Genomic DNA, 20196 nt, shown 5'->3' with positions numbered 1-20196 from the left:
ATAAGCTTCGCGCCTTCCTGGAAGGTTTTGTCGCGGGCGCTGTTCCCTTCGCCGTCATGGCGGGGCGAACCGGCGCCCGCGCGCACAAGGCAGTATCAAGCAGTAAAGGAGAGTGATGATGCGCTCCATTTTGTTGTGGTTGATCGGTGTACCTATTCCCATCATTATTTTGATTGCCCTGTTCGTGCGCTGAATGAGGGAGTTGTAGCGTTCTCCCGGGGCAAACTACTCACAGGAGACGTAATGGCTACCAACAAGAAAACGCCGTCCACGGACGGTGCTGGCTCCGTCATGAGCAGCATGTCCGGACCATCCGACAGCAATGCGCCGCACAGCCTGGGCGCGGACAATGACGTGACCCGCGCGCTGCTGCAAAAGACGGCCGCCAGCCAGCAGTTGGCCGCCGCCATGGCCGTCAATCCCAAGGAAGATGGCCAGTACGGCGAGGCGGCGCGCACGCCGCCCGAAGGCGTGCATGTGGCAACGGGCGAGCCGCTGGCCACGGCCAGCACCGCGGGCGAAACGCTACCTTCTCCGAAGACGGGCGCTGGCCAGCCCGCGCTGGGCGAGAACGCGCGTAACGCCTCGCTCGATGGCGCCCGCAGCGACGACCGCGGCTGCGTGCTGACGACCAACCAGGGCGTGCCCGTGGGCGACAACCAGAATTCGCTGAAGGCGGGCTTGCGCGGCCCCACCCTGATGGAAGATTTTATCTTGCGTGAAAAGCTCACGCATTTCGACCATGAACGCATCCCCGAGAGAGTCGTGCATGCGCGCGGTTCGGCCGCCCACGGTTACTTCGAATGCTACAAGGAGCAAAGCAAGCATACACGCGCCGCGCCGTTCGCCAAGGCGGGCAAGCGCACGCCCGTCTTCGTGCGCTTTTCCACGGTGGCCGGCGAACGCGGTTCCACCGATACGGCGCGCGACGTGCGCGGCTTTGCCGTGAAGTTTTATACGGACGAGGGCAACTGGGATTTGGTGGGCAATAACATCCCCGTCTTCTTCATCCAGGACGCGATGAAGTTCCCCGACGTGGTCCATGCCGTCAAGCCCGAGCCGCACCATGGCATGCCGCAGGCGGCCAGCGCGCACGACACCTTCTGGGACTTCGCCTCGCTGTCGCCGGAAATCACGCACATGCTGATGTGGGTCATGTCTGACCGCGCCATCCCGCGCAGTTATCGGATGATGCAGGGCTTCGGCGTGCACACCTTCCGGCTCGTCAATGCCAAGGGCCAGTCCGTGTTCTGCAAATTCCACTGGTCGCCGATGGCCGGCACGCATTCGCTCGTGTGGGACGAAGCCGTCAAGATCAGCGGCGCCGATTCCGACTTCCACCGGCGCGACCTGTGGGAATCCATCGAGTGCGGAGAATACCCGGAATACGAGCTGTCGTTCCAGGTCTTCACGGAAGCGCAGGCGGAAGCGTTCCCCTTCGACGTGCTCGACCCCACCAAGCTGATTCCCGAAGAAGTCGTCCCGCTCATCCCCGTCGGGAAAATGGTCTTGAACCGCAACCCGGACAATTTTTTCGCCGAGACGGAGCAGGTGGCCTTTTGCACGGCGCACATCGTGCCCGGCATCGATTTCAGCAATGACCCGCTGCTGCAGGGACGCATCCATTCCTATGTCGATACCCAGCTGACGCGCCTGGGCGGCCCCAATTTCCACGAAATTCCCATCAATGCGCCGCTGGCGCCCGTGCACAACAACCAGCGCGACGGCATGCACCGCCAGGCCATCAACCGGGGCCGGGTCGCGTACGAACCGAACTCGCTGGCGGGCGGCTGTCCGTTCCAGGCGGGCGCGAAGGGTTTCAACAGTTTTCCCGCTTCCGCCGAGGGCGACAAGGTGCGCGGCAAGCCCGAGAAATTCGCCGAGCATTATGCCCAGGCGCGTTTGTTCTGGATCAGCCAGACGCCGGTCGAACAAGACCATATCGTGCATGCATTCCGCTTTGAACTGAGCAAGGTGCAAACGGTGGCGATCCGCCAGCGCATCGTCGCCATGCTGCGCAACGTCGACGAGACGCTGGCGCAACGCCTGGCCGATGGCCTGGGCCTGGCGCTGCCGCCGGCCATGCCTGCCAACCCGTCGCTGCCCGTGCCCAGTTATCCGCCATCGCCGGCCCTGTCGCTGTTTTTCCGCCCCGGAAAGACGGGCATCCATACCCTGCGCGTGGCCATCCTGGTGGGGCCGGGCAACGATGGCGCGCAGGTGCGCAATATCTATGCCGCGCTGCTGGCCGATGGCGCCGTACCGCGCCTGGTGGGCAGCCACCTGGGGAAAGTCGATACGAGCGGCGGCGCGCCGCTCGACGTGGAAATCTCGCTCGAAGCGGGACCGTCCGTGCTGTTCGACGCCGTCGTGGTGCCGGACGGCCAGGGCGCCGTGCAGCAACTGGGCGAGGACGCCAACGCGCTCGACTTCCTGCGCCTGCAATACCGGCACTGCAAGCCGATGCTGGCCATCGGCGCGGGCAAGGACTTGCTGGACAAGGCTGGTGTGCCGGCGACCCTGCCCGATGGCCAGCCCGATCCCGCCATCATCGTCGCGCCGTCCGGCGACCTGGTGAAAGCCGTGGCGGCCTTTAAAAAGGCGCTGGCCGCGCACCGGGCGTTTGCGCGCGAGACGGATCCGCCCAGGGTGTGATTGGCGGCATCAGCACAGGGCCGGCGCCGCCGGCCCCGTTGCCTACCCTGTTTGCGCCGCAGGCGCAACGCCATGCAACAATGTAAACAATAAAAACGTCCTGCGGTGATATGCTGCTGACTAGAACTGTTCATTTGCAACTATTTGCTTGAAGGAAGCAGAACGGCAGCAAGGAACGGCTTCAGCAAACCGGATCGCGATTACCGCATGGACAAGTACACACCTCGCACCTGGGGGCCGGGCGAACGCCCGACCTTGCCCGGGTCGCCATCGATGCCCGAACATTCGACGCCCAAGCGTGTCGCGTATTTCATCGTCGGCCTGATCGTCGCGCTGACAGGGGGACTGGGCAACGGGCTGGTGACGGCCAATTTGCTGAACCTGCAAGGTTCGCTGGCCGCCTATGCCTACCAGATGCAGTGGCTGCCGGCCGCCTATGTGATGACCATCGTCTCCATGAATCTGCTGCTGGTGAAGTTCCGCCAGCAGTTCGGCCTGCGCCTGTTCACGGAAGCGTTCCTGGTGCTGTATGCGCTCGTCACCTTCGCCCACTTGTACGCGAATACCTTGCCGTCGGCGATCGCCGTGCGCGCCGCGCATGGCATGGTGGGCGGCGCGCTGGGCGTGCTGGGCCTGTACTACACCCTGCAGGCGTTTCCCGCGCGCCACCGCCTGAAGGGCGTGGTGCTGGGCCTGGGCTTTGCCCAGCTGGCGCTGCCGCTGGCGCGCATCTTCACTTCCGAACTGCTGCAGATCGGCGAGTGGCACGGCCTGTACCTGTTCGAGCTGGGACTGGCGCTGCTGGCGCTGGGTTGCGTGCTGGCCCTGAAACTGCCTCCGGGCGACCGCGTGCAGACGTTCGAGCCGCTCGACTTTCTTACTTTCATCCTGTTCGCGCCCGGCGTGGCCCTGCTGTGCGCCGTGCTGGCGCAGGGGCGCACGGCGTGGTGGATGGAGTCCGAATGGGTCGGCGTGTGCCTGGCCTGCTCCATCGTGCTGATCGCCGCCTCGCTGGCCATCGAACATAACCGCGCGCGCCCGCTGCTCAACACGCGCTGGCTCACCACGGGCAAGATCGCCAAGCTGTTTTTATCGGTGCTGCTGTTTCGCATCGTGCTGTCTGAATCGACGGGCGCCGTGGGCTTTTTGCAGGCGCTGGGCCTGAACACGGACCAGATGCAGAACCTGTTCATCGTGGTCCTGCTGGGCAGCGTGGCAGGGCTGGTGGTCAGCGCGCTGACGATCAATCCGGCCACCCTGAACCGCTCGCTGATGTTCGCGCTGCTGCTGATCGCCTTTGGTGCCCTGATCGACGCGCACGCCACCAGCCAGACGCGGCCCGTCAACATGTATGTGAGCCAGTTCCTGCTGGCCTTTGGCGGCACGTATTTCCTCGGTCCCACCATGGTGGCCGGCATGGGCGCCGTGATCGCCGAACCGCGCAACCTGGTGAGTTTTTCCGTGATGTTTACCATGACGCAGAACCTGGGTGGTTTGCTTGGTTCGGCCATCGTCGGCACCATCCAGACGGCGCGCGAAAAATACCATTCCAGCTACCTGGTCGAGCATCTCACCATGCTCGATCCGCAGGTGGCCGCGCGCGTGCAGTCGGGCGCCGCAAGCTATGGCGGCGTGCTGACGGATCCGGCCTTGCGCAGCGCCCAGGGCGTGGCGCGCCTGGGCGCCATCGCCACGCGCGAAGCCAATGTGCTGGCCTACAACGACGTTTTTTTGATGATCGCAGGCGTCGCCATCGCCACCCTGATCTGGATGCTGGTCAGCCAGTCCTGGACCCGCATCACCACCGGCGCGCGCCGCCTGGCCGGCCCCGTGCGCGATGCGCAGACGGCCATGGCCATCGTCCCCCTTACCAATTCGGAACCGAGCAATGACAGAAAATAATACGCCGCCACCAGTACCGCCCACCGCACCCGCACCTGCCGCCCCTTCCATGGCGCAGCCGGACCGGCGCCACCAGTGGCTGTCCGCGCTGGCCTTTGCCGCCGTGGCCCTGGTGGGCGTGCTGATCGTGCTGTACGCGTGGCGGCTGCCGCCGTTCACGAGTCCCATCGTGACGACGGAAAACGCCACCGTGCGCGGGCAGGTGACCATCATCGGCACGCAGCTGTCGGGCTATGTGGTGGAAGTGACGGTGCAGGATTTCATGGACGTCAAGGAGGGCCAGCTGCTGGTGCGCATCGACGACCGCATCTACCAGCAGCGCTACGAGCAGGCGCAGGCGCAGCTGGCCGCGCAGCAGGCGGCGCTGTCGAACTGGGCGCAGCAGAAGGCCAGCGCTGAAGCGGGCATCGCCGTCAGCCAGGCCGTGATGGCGAATGCGGAAGCGCAGGCGCGCAAGGCCAGCGCCGATTTGAATCGCGTGGAGCAGCTGGTGGCCGATGGTTCGCTGTCGCAGCGCGAACACGACCAGTCGCGCGCCGCGCAGGCGCAGATGGCGGCAGCGCTGGCGCAGGCCCGGGCCAACCTCGACATCGCCCAGCAAAGCGCGCATTCCGTTGTGGTCAACAAGCTGTCGCTGGAAGCGGCCGTGGCGAATGCGCAGGCGGCCGTCAAGGCGGCGAAGATCGACCTCGATAACACGCGCATCGTGGCGCCATCCGATGGCCAGCTGGGCCAGGTGACGGTGCGCCAGGGCGCGTACGTGAATTCGGGCGCGCAGCTGATGGCGCTGGTGCCGCGCCAGATGTGGGTGATCGCCAATTTCAAGGAAACGCAGATGAACGGCGTGCAGGAAGGGCAGAGCGCCACCTTCCACGTCGACGCGCTTGACGGCGCCGTGCTGACGGGCCAGGTGGAGCGCATTTCGCCGGCCACCGGTTCCGAATTTTCCGTGCTGCCGGCCGATAACGCGACGGGCAATTACCTCAAAATCGCCCAGCGCATTCCCGTGCGCATCCGCATCGATGCGGGCCAGGCGAATGCGCGCCGGCTCGTGCCCGGCATGTCGGTGGTGGTCAGCGTCGACACCTCCGCCGTGCTGAACGACTCGGCGGACAATCCCGCGCCGCCGCCTGCGCCGAAGAAGGCCAGGCCATGAAGCACCGTTTATTGCTGATGGCCGCCGCGCTGGCGCTGGCAGGCTGCGCCGCCAACGCGCCACCGCAGCCTGCGTCGGCACTGCAGCTGCCGTCCGGCTGGCGCGCGCAAGCCATCGGCGCACCAGCGGCGACCCAGGCCCAAGTCGAGCAGCTGTGGTGGCAGGCTTTTGGCGATCCGGTCTTGAGTGACCTGGTGGGCGAGGCGCTGGCGCGCAACGGCGACTTGCGCGTGGCGCGCGCCCGCGTGCAGGAATACCGCGCGCGCCTGGCGCAGGCCGATGCAAACCACGCGCCCAACCTGGCCTTCGACGGTTCGCCCACGCGCACGCGCACCCTGGCGTCGAGCGGCAAGCCGTATGTGACGAACGTCTTCCAGGCCGAACTGCAGGCCAGCTATGAAATCGACGTGTGGGGCCGGCTGGCCAGCCTGAGCGATGCGGCCGGCGAGAGCTATCGCGCCGAGCAGGCCAGCCTCGATGCGGCGGCCCTGTCGATCGCCGCCAGCGTGGCCACCGCTTACCTGAATCTGCGCGGACTCGATGCGCAGCTGGCGCTGACGCAATCGACCCTGCAGTTGCGCGAACAGTCGCGCGAGCTGGCGCGCAAGCAGTTCGAGGTGGGCTACAGCTCGCGGCTGGAATGGCTGCAGGCGCAATCGGAATACCATGCAGCGGCCGAGCAAGTGCCACAGCTGCAGCGGCAGATATTCGAGCAGGAAAACGCGCTGGCGATTCTCGTCGGCGGCAATCCCGGCCCCATCGCGCGCGGCTTGCCGCTGGCCGAGCTGGCGGCGCCGGGCGTGCCGGCAGGCCTGCCGTCGGAATTGCTGCGCCGGCGGCCCGACATCGCGCGCGCGGAACACAACCTGGCGGCCGCCAACGCCAGCCTGGCCGCCACGCGCGACCAGCTGCTGCCCTCGTTCAAGCTGACGGCCGTCGGCGGCGGGCAGGCGACAACGCTCACCGATTTCCTGCATGCGCCGACGGCCCTGTGGCGCCTGACGGCGCTGGCGGCCGGCCCCCTGTTCGATGGCGGGCGGGTGCAGGCGCAGACGGAGGCGGCCGGCGCGCAGCGCGACCAGTTGGTGTACACGTATGAAAACGTGGTGAGGAATGCCTTCGCCGAAACGGAGAACAGCCTGGGCGCCATCTACCGGCTGCGGCAGCAAGCCGTGGAAAACGACGCGCGCCGCGCCACGGCGGCGGACACCTTGCGCATCGCGCACAACCGCTACCGCAATGGCTACGCATCGTACCTGGAAGAACTCGACGCCCAGCGCACCCTGTACAGCGCGGATGTAGGCCTGCTGCAGCTGAAGACGCGCATCCTCGTCGCTTCCGTCGACCTGTACCGCGCCATGGGCGGCGGCTGGTCGGCCAAGACGCAATAGGCACGTGTGCACGGCGCGGCCAGTGTAATATTCTGAGCAGGGAAAGCGGCGGCATGGTGCCAGCCGCTCCCATCACGAACGAGGTCGCAGCATGACGATTTTTGGCATAGGCATACACATTCTGATCGCGGTATTTTTTGCGATTCACGTGGTGCGCAACGGGCAGCAACTGTACTGGCTGCTCATTTTATTCATGTTCCCGCTGCTGGGCAGCGTGGTGTATTTCTTCGCCATCTACCTGCCCAATTCGCGCCTGCCGCAAGGCGCGCGCAAGGTCGCTTCGGTGGCCGTGCAGGTGCTCGATCCGAACCGCGAATTGCGCGAGGCGAAGGCCGCCTTCGAGTATACGCCGACGGCGCAAAACCAGATGCGCCTGGCCAGCGCGCAGCTCGAAGCGGGCAATGCGCAGGAAGCGGCATCGACCTACGAGGCCTGCCTGCAGGGCGCGTTTGCATCGGACCTGGAAATTCGCCTCGGTGCGGCACGCGCCTACCTGGAATGCGCGCGCGGCGCCGAAGCGCTGACGCACCTGGAATTCATTCGCCGCACGGATATGCATTTTCGTCCCGAGATGGTGTCGCTGCTGACGGCGCGCGCGCTGGCGCAAAGCGGGCGCCAGGTGGAAGCGAAGGCGGAATTCGACGACGCGCTGACGCGCTACAACAGCTTCGACTGCCGCGCCGAGTGCGCGATCTGGGCGCTGCAGCAGGGCGACAAGGTGTTGTCGGAACGCCTGCTGCTCGATATCGACAACGCCATGGCCCGCTGGAGCAGCCATACGCGCTCGATGTATGCGCCGCTGCTGGCGCGCCTGGAGGCGGCGCGCAGGTAGCTGGCTTGCGTGGGGTCAGACCCGGCGGGTCTGACCCCTGGCCTGGTCCTGCTAGACGCCAGGCACCGGGTTCTTGCCTTCAACCAATTTATATCCCTTGCCATCGAAGCCATAGCGCGCGTGGCCGTTCAGGGGCGTGGCGATGCGCGGCGGGTCTTCGTCCGGCTTGACGGTGACGCCAGGCTTGATCTTTTCAGAGGCGCCCTTGAAATCGATCAGCAAGTCGTCGTAGGCGCCGCCATTGCGCGCCGGCGCGAAGCGCCAGTTTCCCTTGACCAGCCAGCACTCGTCCGTTTCAGGCCCGCAGGCGCCCATATTGTCCGAATACAGGTCGATGGCACCGTCGAGTGAGCTGACCTTGCCGTCGCCGATTTCAAACAGGGCCAGTTGCGTGATGGTGTAACCCTGGCCCGTATAGCCATGGCGGATCGCCAGTCCAGGCTTGTTCGCGCCCAGCATGACCCAGTGGACTTCACCGAGTTGCCCCGACGAGCCCAGGGCAGCGATGTTTTCCAGGCGTTTCACGACTTGCCACTTGCCTTCTTCCGGCTGGCCCTTGGGGGTCAGGAAAAAGACGTTCAACAGTCCCGGCGAGGCATGCGCCGATTCCGCCGTGCCTTCCGTGTTGGCCGTTTCCGCATTCGCCACCAGGATGGCGCTGCCATCGGGCAGCAGCTTGTGGCTGACGGCGCTGACCACGTAACTGAGCTTGTCGACGTGGTTGTCGGGATCTGGCAGGTCGGCCAGCGCATCGTCGCTGTCGCTGCGGTAGTCCTTGCCGAAGACGGCGCGCATCATGCCCACTTCGCGCTCGCGCGCCTGTGGCGTGTTCATCGCTTCCGTCCTCGGTGCGGTGGCGGATGGCGGCGGCACGTGTTCGGCCGATGCGGTGTCTGCTGCGGCAGCAGGGACTTCGGTGACCACGTCAGCTGCCAGGCCGGCGCTGGCTGGGGCGGTCTTTTCCGAGCAGGCGCCGAGCAGTGCGGATACCATCAGCAGGACGAGTGGGGTGCGGTAATTCATAGGCAGGGCAGATTGCGTTCATGGAGAATGGGCGCAGTATGCCAGATAGATGGAAGCGAGGGAGCGCGGCCTGGCGGCCGGTCCTTCGCTTCCTTGCCCGCAGGGGGCGATTTTGCAAACAATGGCAGCGCTTATTTTTCCAGCGCCGCCCTGTCATCGCGGCGCAGCGGGGCCTTCTGGCGGCGCAGTTTCGCCATGCCGCGCTTGAGCAGGTGCTCGAGGTCGTCGATATAGGTGAACACGGCCGGTACCACCAAGAGGCTCAATAAGGTCGACGTGATCAGGCCGCCGATGACGGTAATGGCCATCGGCGAACGGAAGCTGGGATCGGCACCCCAGCCCAGCGCCAGCGGCATCATGCCGGCGCCCATGGCGATCGTCGTCATCAGGATGGGGCGGCTGCGCTTGTGGCAGGCGTCGACCAGCGCGTCGAAGCGGTTCATGCCGGCCTGGCGCGCCAGGATCGCATAGTCGACCAGCAGGATCGAGTTCTTGGTGACGATCCCCATCAGCATGATCAGGCCGATCATCGACGGCATCGACAGGGCGCTGCCCGTGATCAAGAGCGCCACGAAGGCGCCGCCGATCGACAGCGGCAGCGCCGCCAGGATGGTCACCGGCTGCATGAAGTCCTTGAACAGCAGCACCAGCACGCAGTAGATGCACAGCACGCCGATCAGCATGGCCAGGCCGAAGCTGGCGAACAGCGAGGCCATCTCCTGCGCGTCGCCCAGTTCGGCGATCTTCACGGACGGCGGCAGATTCTTCATCGACGGCAGCGCGCGCGCTTCTTCATTCAATTCGCCGAGGGTGCGCGAACCGAGTTCCACGTCGAGGGTCACGTTGCGGCTGCGGTTCAAGCGGTCGATCTGCGCCGGGCCGCTTTCCATCGACACCGTGGCCACGTTCGCCAGGCGCACGGGGCCATTCTTGCCGGGCACGCTCAGGCGCTCGATGGCGGCCAGGTCGGCGCGCACGCTGTTGGGCAGCTTGACGCGGATCGGCACTTGTCGCTCGGGCAGGTTCATTTTCGTCAGGTCCGTATCGTAGTCGCCGGCCGTGGCCACGCGCACCGTCTCGCCGATGGCTGCCGCCGTCACGCCCAGGTCGGCCGCCTTGGCAAAATCGGGACGCACGATGATTTCCGGGCGCACCAGCGAGGCGCTGGAATTGACGTTGCCGATGCCCTTCAGGCCGCGCAGTTCGCGCTCGACCTTTTGCGCCGCCGCCATCAACGCCACCGGGTCTTCCGAACGCAGCACCAGCTGCATCTTGACGCCCGTGTCGGGTGGGCCCACCGTGAAGCGCGCGCCGGGGATGGTATCGAGCTTGTTGCGCAACTGCGTTTCCAGGTCCGCCATCGATTCCTTGCGCTGCGTGCGGTGCACGGTGGTCAGGGTCAGCACGGCGCGGCGTGCTTCGGCCGCTGCGCCGGGGGCGAAGGCGTCACCGCTGGAGCCGCCGCCTATCGAACTGAAGACGCCCTCGATGCCCGGCGTGCGCATGGCCGCATCGCGCGCCAGGGCTGCCACGGCCTGCGTTTCGCCCAGGGTGGAACCGGGCGGCAATTCCAGGTTGATTTGCGTCTGCGCGCGGTCGGCGGCCGGCACGAAACCCGTCGGCAGCAGCGGCACCAGCGCGATGGCGCCGACAAAGAACAGGGCCGCGGCGATGGCCGTGACGCCGCGGTGGTTCAGGCACCAGCGCATCACGTGCAGATAGCGCGTCATCAGCCAGCCATCGTGTTCTTCCTTGTGCGGCAGCGGTTTCAAGATGTAGGCCGCCATCATCGGCGTGAGCAGGCGCGCCACCACCAGGGAGGCCAGCACGGCCAGCACGGCCGTCCAGCCGAACTGCTTGAAGAACAGGCCGGGGATGCCGCTCATGAAAGCCGTCGGCAGGAACACGGCCACCAGCGCGAAGGTGGTGGCGATCACCGCCATGCCGATTTCGTCGGCCGCTTCCATGGCCGCTTGCATGGGCGATTTGCCCATGCGCAGATGGCGCTCGATGTTTTCAATTTCCACGATGGCGTCGTCGACCAGCACGCCGACGACCAGCGCCAGCGACAGCAGGGTGACGGTATTGAGCGTGTAGCCGAACCAGTAGATGCCGAGGAAAGCGGGCATCACGGACAGGGGCAGGGCGGCGGCGGCCACCAGCGTGGCGCGCCAGTCGCGCAGGAACCACCACACCACCAGCACGGCCAGCAGCGCGCCTTCGTACAGCAGCTCCATCGAACCTTCGAAGTTTTCCTCGACGGGGAAGGCATTGTCGATCGACTGCTGCAGCACCACGTTGGGGTTCTCCTTCTGCAGGTCGGCGATGGCGTCGCGCGCGCCCCTGGCGACGGCCACTTCGCTGGCGCCCTTGGTGCGGAACACCTCGAAAGCGACGACCGTCTTGCCATCCTGTTCGGCCAGCGCGCGCGGTTCGGCGATGGTGTCGCGCACGGTGGCCACCTGGTCCAGGCGCACATGGCGCCCGTCCGGCAGCGGCACTTCCACGCGCGACAGTTCATCGGCCGTCTTGACGGTGGCGATGGTGCGCACCGATTGCTCGGCGCCGCTGATGTCACCCCGCCCGCCAGGCGCTTCGCGCTGCACCAGACGCAGCTGACGCGACACGTCGAGCGCCGACACTTTCAAGGCAGCCATGCGCGCCTCGTCGAGTTCCACCTGGATCTCGCGGTAGACGCCGCCGACACGGGTGACGGCGCCCACGCCGGGCACGGTCAGGAGGCGCTTGGCCACCGTGTTGTCGACGAACCAGGACAGGTCGGGAGAGTCGAGCGGATTGTCGACACCGGGTTTCGCCGTGGCGATAAAGGTCAGCACGACCCTGCCGGCGGTGGACGCCTTGGTGACGGTGGGGTCGCGCAGCTCGGCCGGCATGTCCGCTTTCACGCGGGCGACGGCGTCGCGCACGTCGTTGACGGCTTCGGCGATCTGCTTTTCCAGGATGAATTCGACGGTCACCGTGACGACGCCATCGAGCACTTTGGTGTAGATGTTTTTCACGCCTTGCAAGGTGGCGACGGAGTCTTCGATCTTGCGCGCCACTTCCGTTTCCAGCTGGGCCGGCGCGGCGCCGGGCAGCACGGCGCTGACGGTGACGATGGGCAGTTCGATGTCGGGGAAATCCTGCACCGGATTGGCCTTGTAGGCCAGCAGACCGGCCAGGGTCAGCAGCGCGAACAGCATGATGGCCGGGATCGGGTTCTTGATCGAGAGGGAGGAAAAATTCATGGCCTCTCCTTATTTTTTCGCTGCGGCCGGCTTGGCTGCCGCCGGTGCCGCTACCGGTGTCGCCACATTGCGTACCAGATCGCCGTCATTGAGGAAGCCGGCGCCGCTGACGACAATCGTCGTGTCGGCCGTGATGCCGCCCAGGATTTCAATGCGGTCGCTCAGGCGCCGTCCGGCCTGCACCTTGATCTGGCTGACCCGCTGGTCGGCATTGAGGCGGAAGACATAGCTGAAGCCGTCGCGCACGGCAATGGCCTGCTGCGGCACCGTCAGCGCGCCCGAGGTGCCGAGTTCAAATTCGCCGCTGGCGTACATGCCGGCCTTGAACGGCGCATTGTTGCCCGTGCTGGCCGGCAGGTCCACGTACACGAGGGCGGAGCGCGTCTGCGGATCGACGGTGGGGGCGATCATGCGCACCTTGCCCGTCAGGATGCTGCCATTGGCCGCCTTGACTTGCGCCAGGGTGCCCGGTTTCAGGTTCAGCAGCTCGGTGGCCGTCACTTCAGCGCGCCATTCGAGGCGGCCCTGGCGGATCATACGGAACAGCTCCGTGCCGGCGCCCACCACCGACCCCACGGTGGCTGAGCGCGACGAGATGATGCCGCTGTCGGGCGCCACCACCTGCGTGTATTTCAGGCGCAACTGCTGCGACGCCAGTTGCGCCTTGGCGGACGCGATGCGCGCGTTGGCCGTCTGTTCGGCCGTCAGGTACTGGCTGATCTGCTGCGCGCTGATGGCGCCCGTGCTTTGCAGCGAGCGGGCACGCTGCGCGTTGGCGGCCGCCTCGGCGGCATTGGCTTGTGCTTCCAGCACGGCGGCTTTTGCCTGCGCCACGTCGGCGTTGACCGTGTCGTTCGAGAACACGGCCAGCACCTGGCCGGCGCGCACCACGTCGCCCACGTTGACGCGCACGTCGGTCAGGCGCAAGCCGTTTGATTCGCTGCCGATGACGGCTTCCTGCCAGGCGGCCACGTTGCCGTTGGCCTTCAGCTTGATGGGCAGGCTGGCCGTTTGCGGCTTGGCCGTGGTGACGGTCAGCGCAGGCTTTGGTGCCGCGTTCTTGTCCTTGGCGTCGTCGGCCGCCGTCGAGGAAGGGGAGTACAGGGCCACGCCGGCGCCCAGCACCACGCAAAGGGCGGCCAGCGCGAGCGCCATCGGTTTCAAGGTCATTTTTTTCATGTTGTCGTATCCGTCAGGGGGCATTGTTGGCGATGGCGCTGCTGGTCCAGCCGCCGCCGGCGGCGCGGTACAGCGCCACCCAGGCGGCGCTGCGTTCGCGCTCGAGGTTGACCACGGTGTTTTCGGCGGCCAGGCGCGTGCGGCGCGCGTCTTCCAGTTCGATCAGGCTGGCCAGGCCATTCTTGTAGCGGTCTTCCGTGGCGACGAACGACACGCGGTAGCCTTCCAGGGCCGTTTTCGCGTGGCCGCTGCGCTCGTCCGTGCTGGCCAGGTTGACCAGCGCCTCTTCCACTTCGCGCACGGCCTGGCGCACGCCGGCGCGGTATTTCACCACCGCTTCGTCGTAGCGCGCCGTGGCTGCGTCGACCTGCGCGCGGCGGGTGCCGCCGTCGAAGATGGGCAGGCTGACGGCCAGCGGACCGATGCTCCAGGTGCTGGCCGTGATGCTGGTGCCGCCGGCGCGGATATTGCCCTTGCCGATGGAGCCGGCCAGGCTCAGACGGGGATAACGTTGCGCCTGCGCACCGCGCACTTCGAAGCTGGCGGCCGCCACTTCGCGCTCGGCGCTGTAGATGTCGGGACGCTGGCCCAGCGTGTGCGCCGGCAGTTCCGCGATTGCCACAGGCGAAGGCAGGATGGCGGGGCTGGCCGCCAGCTTCTGGCGCAGCGTCTCTTCCGGCATGGCCGACAGGGCCACCAGCGCCTTGATGTTCACGTCGCAGGCGGCGCGCTGTTCGATGGCGCGGCTGGCGCCTTCGGCGGCGCTGGCGCGGGCCAGGGCGGCGTTGGCGGGCGGCTGGAAGCCGGCGCCGGCGCTCAGTTCCGTCAGGCGCGCCGAGTCCCGGCGCGAGACGGCATCCTGTTCGGACACGGCCTGCAATTGCCGGCAGGTGCGCAAGGCGTAGTACTGGTTCGCCACTTCGGCGGCGACCGAGACGCGCGCCTCATGCCAGAGCGCCCGGGCGCTGTCGTAGCGCTCCTGCGCCGCATCGCGCGTGGCGCGGTTGGCGCCAAACACGTCGATTTCCCACGACGCTTGCAGCGCGGCCTGCGAAGTGGTGCCGCTCGGTTGCGCCGATTGCTGGCTGGTGCGCACCACGCTGCCCGTCGCGTCGAGCCTGGGCGCCAGCGCGGCGCCGCTGGCGATGCGGTCCGCGCGCGCCTGCGCGATGCGCGTGCCGGCGGCGGCGATGGTCGGGCTGACCTGCTGCGCATCGGTGATCAATTCCACCAGCAGGCTGTCGCCCTGGCCCTGCCACCAGCTGGCCAGGTCCGTCAGGCTGCCATTGTGCGGCAGCGGCGCCTGCCATTGCGCGGGTGCGCTGGCGGCCACCGCCGCGGGCGGCGCCTGCAGGGCGCAGCCGCCCAGCGCCAGCAAGATGCTGGCGGCCAGGGCGCGTTGAACGGTGCATCGAATGGTCGTCATGCTGGTCCTTCTGCTTGTCGTTGAACGGTAGGGGGAGAGGGCGGCGTGGCCAGGCGCTGGCGCTCCACGTCGGCCATGGCCAGCGCGTAGTCGGTCAGGCGCGCCAGCCAGGTGTCGATCGCGTGCGGCGATTCCAGCAATTGCGGACGCAAGGTTTGCAGCACCTCGGTGCCCACCATGTGCTGCAGGGCCAGCGAAGCGATGGAAAACGCCAGCCGGTGCATGTCGTCGCTGTTGTCGGGCGCACCCAGGTGGCGTGCCAGCACGCGCGTCAGCGCCTCGTGTTCGGGGCGGATGTTCTGGTCGATCTCGCGCGCCCACAGGCCCGTCGGTTCGAGCATTTCGCGGCACCACAGGCGCATGCAGTCGCGCGCGATGTCGCCCTGCTGCATGGGGGCGAGCAACTGCGCATAAAAGCCTTCCAGGCTTTGGCGCAAGGTGAAATGGGGCTGGTCGAACAGGGCGATATTGTCTTGCGGGTCGGCTGACTGCTGCGCAAAGGCGGCGCGGTACAGGCCCGCCTTGTCGCCAAAATAGTAGCGGATGGCCGCTGCGTTCGTGCCGGCCGCCTGCGCCAGTTCGCGCGTGGAGGTCTTGGCGTAGCCCTGTTCGGCAAACAGGCGGATGGCGCTATGCAGCAGCCGCTCGCGTGACTGTTCGCCATCGGAACGGGGCTTGCGTCCGTCGTCGGCATGTGATGTGTGTGGAATATTTTTTTCAATCATGCCGGAGATTTAATCATATATCTCAAACGATTGATATAACTAAATCGTTTGATTTAGTTAAGAAAGGATGAAGATGCGTGGAAAACGCAGGCAAAAAAAAGCCCGCGTATTAGCGCGGGCGTAATCCAATGTTCAGGGAACGAATTGGAGGAGACAGTTCCACTATAGCGCTGAAAATGGTGCGGTGCAATACCGTAGAACTACGGTATCGATCTGCTTCAGATGGCAATAAATCCAGATTTATGCTGCGGCGCACCCGCATCAGGGCTTGCTGCGCAGGGCCAGCGTAAACGTGCTGCCGGAGCCGTAGTCGCTGTTGAAGAACAGGGCGCCGCCGATGGCGTTGGCCAGGTTCTGGCACAGGTACAGCCCCAGTCCCGCGCCTTCCACGTGGCGCGTGGAGGTGGAATCGAGTTGCGAGAAGGCCTGGAACAGCTTGGCCTGGTCTTCTTCCTTGATGCCGGCGCCGCTGTCGGCGATGCTCATTTCCGTCACCAGCACGCCGTCTTCGTCGCGCTGCGACAGGCTGATGCGCACCGTGCCCTGTTCCGTGAACTTGATGGCGTTGTTGAGCAGGTTGATGAGGATTTGCGTCAGCGCGCGGCGGTCCGTGTCGATGATGGCGGGAGATTGGCCTGGCTCGCCCAGTGCCATTTCCAGCGCCAGGCCCTTTTGCTGGGCCAGGGGACGCAAGGTGTCGGCCACTTCGGTCATCAGCTCCTGGCAGTGCACGGGTTCGATCGACAGGGTCAGCTTGCCCGCTTCGATCTTGGCCACGTCGAGGATGTCGTTGATCAGCGAGAGCAGATGGCGCGCGCTGGCGCGGATGGTATTGAGCTGCTTGTCCTGGTCCGACGTCAGGGGGCCGGGCAGTTTCATCAGCAGTGCGCCGGTGAAGCCGATGATGGCGTTCAGCGGCGTGCGCAGTTCATGCGACATATTGGCGATGAAGGCGGACTTCATGCGGCTGGCCTCGGCCAGTTCCAGGTTTTTCAGGGCGATTTCGCGGTTGATGGTTTCCAGTTCGGCCGCATGGTGCGCCAGGCGCATGTTCAGTTCAATCACCTGGCGTTCACGCGCCTGCAGTTCGCCGTTGACCTGCACCGCTTGTTCATACGTCGAGATCAGCAGGTCGAGGATTTGCTGGCGTTCCGCATTGATGAAGTGCTTCTGGTCGCCCAGGTACAGGGCGATGCCGATTTCCACGTTCTGGTTCTTGCGCAGCTTCTGGTTCATCAGCATGTGGCTGATGCGGTTGAGCAGGTAGTCTTCCGCGTAGGGCTTGCGGATGAAATTGTCGGCGCCGCACTCGATGCCGCGGATGATGTCCTTCGGGTCGTTGAGCGAGGTGACGAGGATCACGGGAATGTCGCGCAGGGTCGGATCGGACTTGATGGCGCGGCACAGGTCGTAGCCATTCATTTCAGGCATGACGATATCGGACAGCACCAGGTGCGGCTTGCGCTCGCGGATGGCGGCCAGGGCCAGCTGGCCGTTCGCCGCCACGCGCGCGTTGTAGTGCAGCGACTGGATCAGGCGGCGCAATCGCTCCGCCTGGGTCGGGCTGTCCTCGACGATCAGGATCTCGATTTCGTCAGGCTTGATTTGGTTGTTGGAGTCCACAGACCTCTCCTAGAATTTCAGTGTGGTGATGCTGGGCGCGGTGCGCGCGCAATATCGACATCGTATGACTATATCGGATTTAGGTCTGTAAAAGTAACTTGCAAGTAACTATTTTGGCCACAGTGAATGCTGTGGCCGTCTGTCAGTTTTCGCCCTGGAACTGGCCGGCGCGATACGTCAGCACCAGCGTATCGCGGTGGCCATGCTCGCCGATGGGCTGGATCGGCGTCGATTCGTGGATCACCGCCGCATCGTCAAGCAGCAGCAGCGACCACGGCTCGGTCAGGGTAAAGCGCTTGCCGTTGGGACCATGGGCTTCGAAGATGCGCGTCTCGCCACCCTTGACCTGTTCGCGCCCGATCAGCAGCACGGCGACGAAATCGACGCCGTCGCGGTGCGCGCCTTCCGGCGTGGGGCGGCCGATGCCATCGGTCGTATCGATGCGGAACTGGTGCGCCTCGATGAACCACGGCTGGCTGCCCTTGACCTGCGAGCAGGCGTCACCCAGCGCGCGGATCAGCTGCTGCCAGGCTGGCTGCGCGACGATGGCCGGCTCGACCGGCTCGAACAGGCGGTGCATGCCGCCATGCAGGGCGTTGTATTCGACCGGTTGCCAGTGCGGGCGGTGCGCCGTCTGCGTCAGGCGCTCACCATCCTGCACGAAGCACGAGTGGCGCCGGCGGCGATAGCGGCCGCCATCTTTCAGGTAATTGTCCAGCGCCAGAGTATTCCAGCTTGGTTCCAGCGCGCGCAATGCGGCCAAAGGGCAGCCGGCCAGCGCGGCCACGTCCTGCGGGCGCAGGACGGCATAGCCGTCATCGCGCAAGGCGTCCTTGACGTGGGACGGGTCGGTAAAGATCGGTGCGGAAGTGCTCATGGCGGTGCGGGCCGCAACGCGGCCTGTCTCAGTTTATCCAGCCTGGCATTCTACGACTTCGCGGCGACTCTTGTGCTACGTCCGCCAGGAATTATGCTTGCCGAGTCAAAAATTCTTTACCAGGGTCAGGCGCAGCGAGCGCGATTCCACCGGATGGAAGTGGATATCGTCGACGGGCTGCGCTTCGCCGGGCAGGCGCGAGGCATAGTAATAGTCGATGGCCGAGTCGCGCCGGTTGGCCAGGTTGTAGCCTTCGAGCTCCACGCGCAAGGTCTTGTCGATCTGGTAGGCGAGGCGCCCGTTCAATCCCACGCTGGCCGACGAGCGCACGCTGTTGTCTTCCGTCAGGGGGCGCGGGCCGAAGTAGCGCAGGCGCAAAGAGCCTGACCATGGCCCGCGCGGCGTCACCGTCATGGCCAGCTGGGCCACGCCTTCGATGGCGCCGGGGATGAAGTCGCCGGCCGGGTCGCTGCCGCGCGAGCGCGCCCGCGCATACGCCAGGTCCAGGTCCAGCGACAGCCAGCTGGCCGCCTTGTAGTAGCTGGAAAACTCGATGCCGTAGCGGCGGCTGGGGCGGCCCGCCTCGGTGGCGCCCGCGTCGCCGATGAACAGCAGTTCGGAATCGAAGTCCAGCCGGTACAGCGACAGCGACGTTTGCAGGCCGGCGATGGCGGCGCTGCGCAAGCCCAGTTCCAGTCCGCGCGAACGCACCAGGGGCGTGACCTTGTCGGCCGCTTCGCCCGATTTCGGGTCGACCGTGATTGTCGTGCCGCGCGCGTCGTTGCTGTGAAAGCCGTTGCCGATGTTGAGATACGCTTCCGTATCGCGCCACGGTCCGGCGATCACGCTCAGGCTGGGGCTGAACAAATGGTCGCTGGCCTTGCCCGAATTGGCGGCGCGGTCGCTGCGCACGTCGAAGCGGTAGGCGTCGGCGCGCAGGCCGGCCACGCTGCGCAGCGACCGCGACCAGCGCGTGCTGTTTTCGGCATACACGCCGAGGCTCGATTCGACGATATGGTCTTGCCGCGTGGTCGACAGGATCTGCCGCTGCCGCGTGTGGTACAGGCCATTGTGGATATTGTCGTTCTGTAGCTGCAGGCCGATGGTGGTGTCGCTGCTGCCCCTGTCCGTGTGGCGGTGCCAGGTGTGGCTGGCGTTGACGCCGGACGTCACGCGCCGGTCGGGCTGGGCGAACTGGTCGCCGTTATCGGGATCGTCCAGCGCATACGTGAAATTCGAGAACAGGGCCAGGCGGTTGGCGATCACATACGCGCTGACCCTGGACGACATGTCGTCCGTTGTCTGGCGCCAGGCGCCCGACAGGCTGTAGCGCTGCGCCTTGCCGCCGTCGCTGGCATCGATGGCGTCGAAGCGGCCCAGGGTGCCGTCTTGCACGGCGCGCAGCGGGATCTGGTCGGTGGCATTCCAGCTGGCATCATACGCCATGGCCGTGACATTGAAGCCGTTGTTGGCATAGCCTTCGCTGTAGCGCAGCACGCCATTGAGCTTGCGGTAGCGGTCCGGCTGCGTGAACGGGCCGTCGTTGTGCTGCGCTTCGAGCGCATACAGCAGGCTGCCGTCGCCCGCATCGAGTGAGTCGGCCAGCAGGGCGCGGCGAAAGCCGTTTTGCCCGATACCCACGCTGGCGACGCCCTGCGTCAGGCGGTTCGCGTAGACGACGGACGCCGCGCCGGCCGAGGAAAAATCGCCTTGCGCCGCCGCATACGGCCCCTTTTTGTAATCGAGGCGCATGGCCAGTTCGGGGATCAAAAAGTTCAGGTCCGTCCAGCCCTGTCCGTGGCCATGGCTGCGCTGGTTGACGGGCATCTCGTCGACGGTGGTGCGCAAGTCCGTGCCGTGATCGAGGTTGAAACCGCGCAGGTAGAACTGGTTGGCCTTGCCCTCGCCGCTATGCTGGCTGACGATCAGCCCCGGCACGGCTTCGAGCAATTCGCCGGGCCGGTAGCTGGTGCGCGCATCGAGCTGCCGTTGCGTGACGCTGCCCGTGTTGGCCGAATCGGCCACGCCCAGCTGGTTCAGGCGCGATCCGTCGACCAGCACGCGCTGGAAGATGTCGTCGGCATGGGCGGCGGTGGCGGAAAACAGGGCGGCGAGGAAGAGGGGAAGAGAGCGTGGCGTCATGGGTGTATGGGGGAAGC

13 protein-coding genes are annotated in these 20196 nt (G+C 65.9%); 5 read left to right on the top strand and 8 right to left on the bottom strand.

From position 1 onward, the window contains the following. The first annotated feature begins 243 nt into the window (after positions 1-243). From CLU91_RS11710 to CLU91_RS11690, 5 genes are all read left to right on the top strand, one after another. On the top strand, positions 244-2655 hold the full coding sequence (locus tag CLU91_RS11710; protein WP_100874295.1) for a catalase: 2412 nt from the start codon (positions 244-246) through the stop codon (positions 2653-2655). Positions 2656-2862: 207 nt separating this feature from the next. Beyond that, positions 2863-4557: an MFS transporter gene (locus CLU91_RS11705; RefSeq protein WP_198521313.1), complete on the top strand. Its 1695-nt coding sequence runs from the start codon at positions 2863-2865 to the stop codon at positions 4555-4557. Beyond that, the gene (locus CLU91_RS11700; protein WP_232730713.1) at positions 4544-5713 is read left to right on the top strand and encodes an HlyD family secretion protein; all 1170 of its coding nucleotides are present in this window, start codon (positions 4544-4546) and stop codon (positions 5711-5713) included. The genes CLU91_RS11705 and CLU91_RS11700 overlap by 14 nt, the downstream gene beginning before the upstream one ends. Next, on the top strand, positions 5710-7104 hold the full coding sequence (locus tag CLU91_RS11695) for an efflux transporter outer membrane subunit (protein ID WP_100874293.1): 1395 nt from the start codon (positions 5710-5712) through the stop codon (positions 7102-7104). The genes CLU91_RS11700 and CLU91_RS11695 overlap by 4 nt, the downstream gene beginning before the upstream one ends. A gap of 91 nt (positions 7105-7195) precedes the next feature. Then, positions 7196-7936, top strand: coding sequence for a tetratricopeptide repeat protein (locus CLU91_RS11690; protein WP_100874292.1), 741 nt, complete (start codon positions 7196-7198; stop codon positions 7934-7936). A 51-nt stretch (positions 7937-7987) separates the two neighbouring features. Here CLU91_RS11690 and CLU91_RS11685 read toward each other — a convergent pair whose 3' ends face one another. The 8 genes from CLU91_RS11685 to CLU91_RS11650 form a co-directional block, all read right to left on the bottom strand. Beyond that, positions 7988-8959 carry a hypothetical protein gene (locus CLU91_RS11685; RefSeq protein WP_100874291.1) on the bottom strand — a complete coding sequence of 324 codons (972 nt, stop codon included), beginning with the start codon at positions 8957-8959 and terminating at the stop codon, positions 7988-7990. Between the two features lie 131 nt (positions 8960-9090). Then, on the bottom strand, positions 9091-12207 hold the full coding sequence (locus tag CLU91_RS11680) for an efflux RND transporter permease subunit (RefSeq protein ID WP_100874290.1): 3117 nt from the start codon (positions 12205-12207) through the stop codon (positions 9091-9093). A gap of 9 nt (positions 12208-12216) precedes the next feature. Next, a complete protein-coding gene (locus tag CLU91_RS11675; RefSeq protein WP_100874289.1) occupies positions 12217-13386 on the bottom strand; it encodes an efflux RND transporter periplasmic adaptor subunit in 1170 nt (389 codons plus the stop codon). A 13-nt stretch (positions 13387-13399) separates the two neighbouring features. After that, entirely contained in the window at positions 13400-14812 is a 1413-nt protein-coding gene (locus tag CLU91_RS11670) for an efflux transporter outer membrane subunit (protein WP_232730712.1), read from the bottom strand. Further along, the gene (locus tag CLU91_RS11665) at positions 14809-15537 is read right to left on the bottom strand and encodes a CerR family C-terminal domain-containing protein (protein WP_100874288.1); all 729 of its coding nucleotides are present in this window, start codon (positions 15535-15537) and stop codon (positions 14809-14811) included. The genes CLU91_RS11670 and CLU91_RS11665 overlap by 4 nt, the downstream gene beginning before the upstream one ends. Positions 15538-15798: 261 nt before the next feature. After that, positions 15799-17160, bottom strand: a complete 1362-nt coding sequence (locus CLU91_RS11660; RefSeq protein WP_100874287.1) for a hybrid sensor histidine kinase/response regulator — start codon at positions 17158-17160, stop codon at positions 15799-15801. A 142-nt stretch (positions 17161-17302) separates the two neighbouring features. Next, positions 17303-18037 (bottom strand): 2OG-Fe dioxygenase family protein, encoded by a 735-nt coding sequence (locus tag CLU91_RS11655; RefSeq protein WP_100874286.1) that lies wholly within the window; start codon positions 18035-18037, stop codon positions 17303-17305. 105 nt (positions 18038-18142) lie between these two features. Further along, positions 18143-20179, bottom strand: a complete 2037-nt coding sequence (locus CLU91_RS11650; RefSeq protein ID WP_100874285.1) for a TonB-dependent receptor — start codon at positions 20177-20179, stop codon at positions 18143-18145. Between the last annotated feature and the right edge of the window lie 17 nt (positions 20180-20196).

This window comes from Janthinobacterium sp. 64, assembly GCF_002813325.1.
In the GTDB taxonomy this organism is placed as follows: domain Bacteria; phylum Pseudomonadota; class Gammaproteobacteria; order Burkholderiales; family Burkholderiaceae_D; genus Janthinobacterium.
The sequence above is the reverse complement of the archived record's forward strand: the minus strand, read 5'-3'. Positions and strand labels throughout refer to the sequence as shown.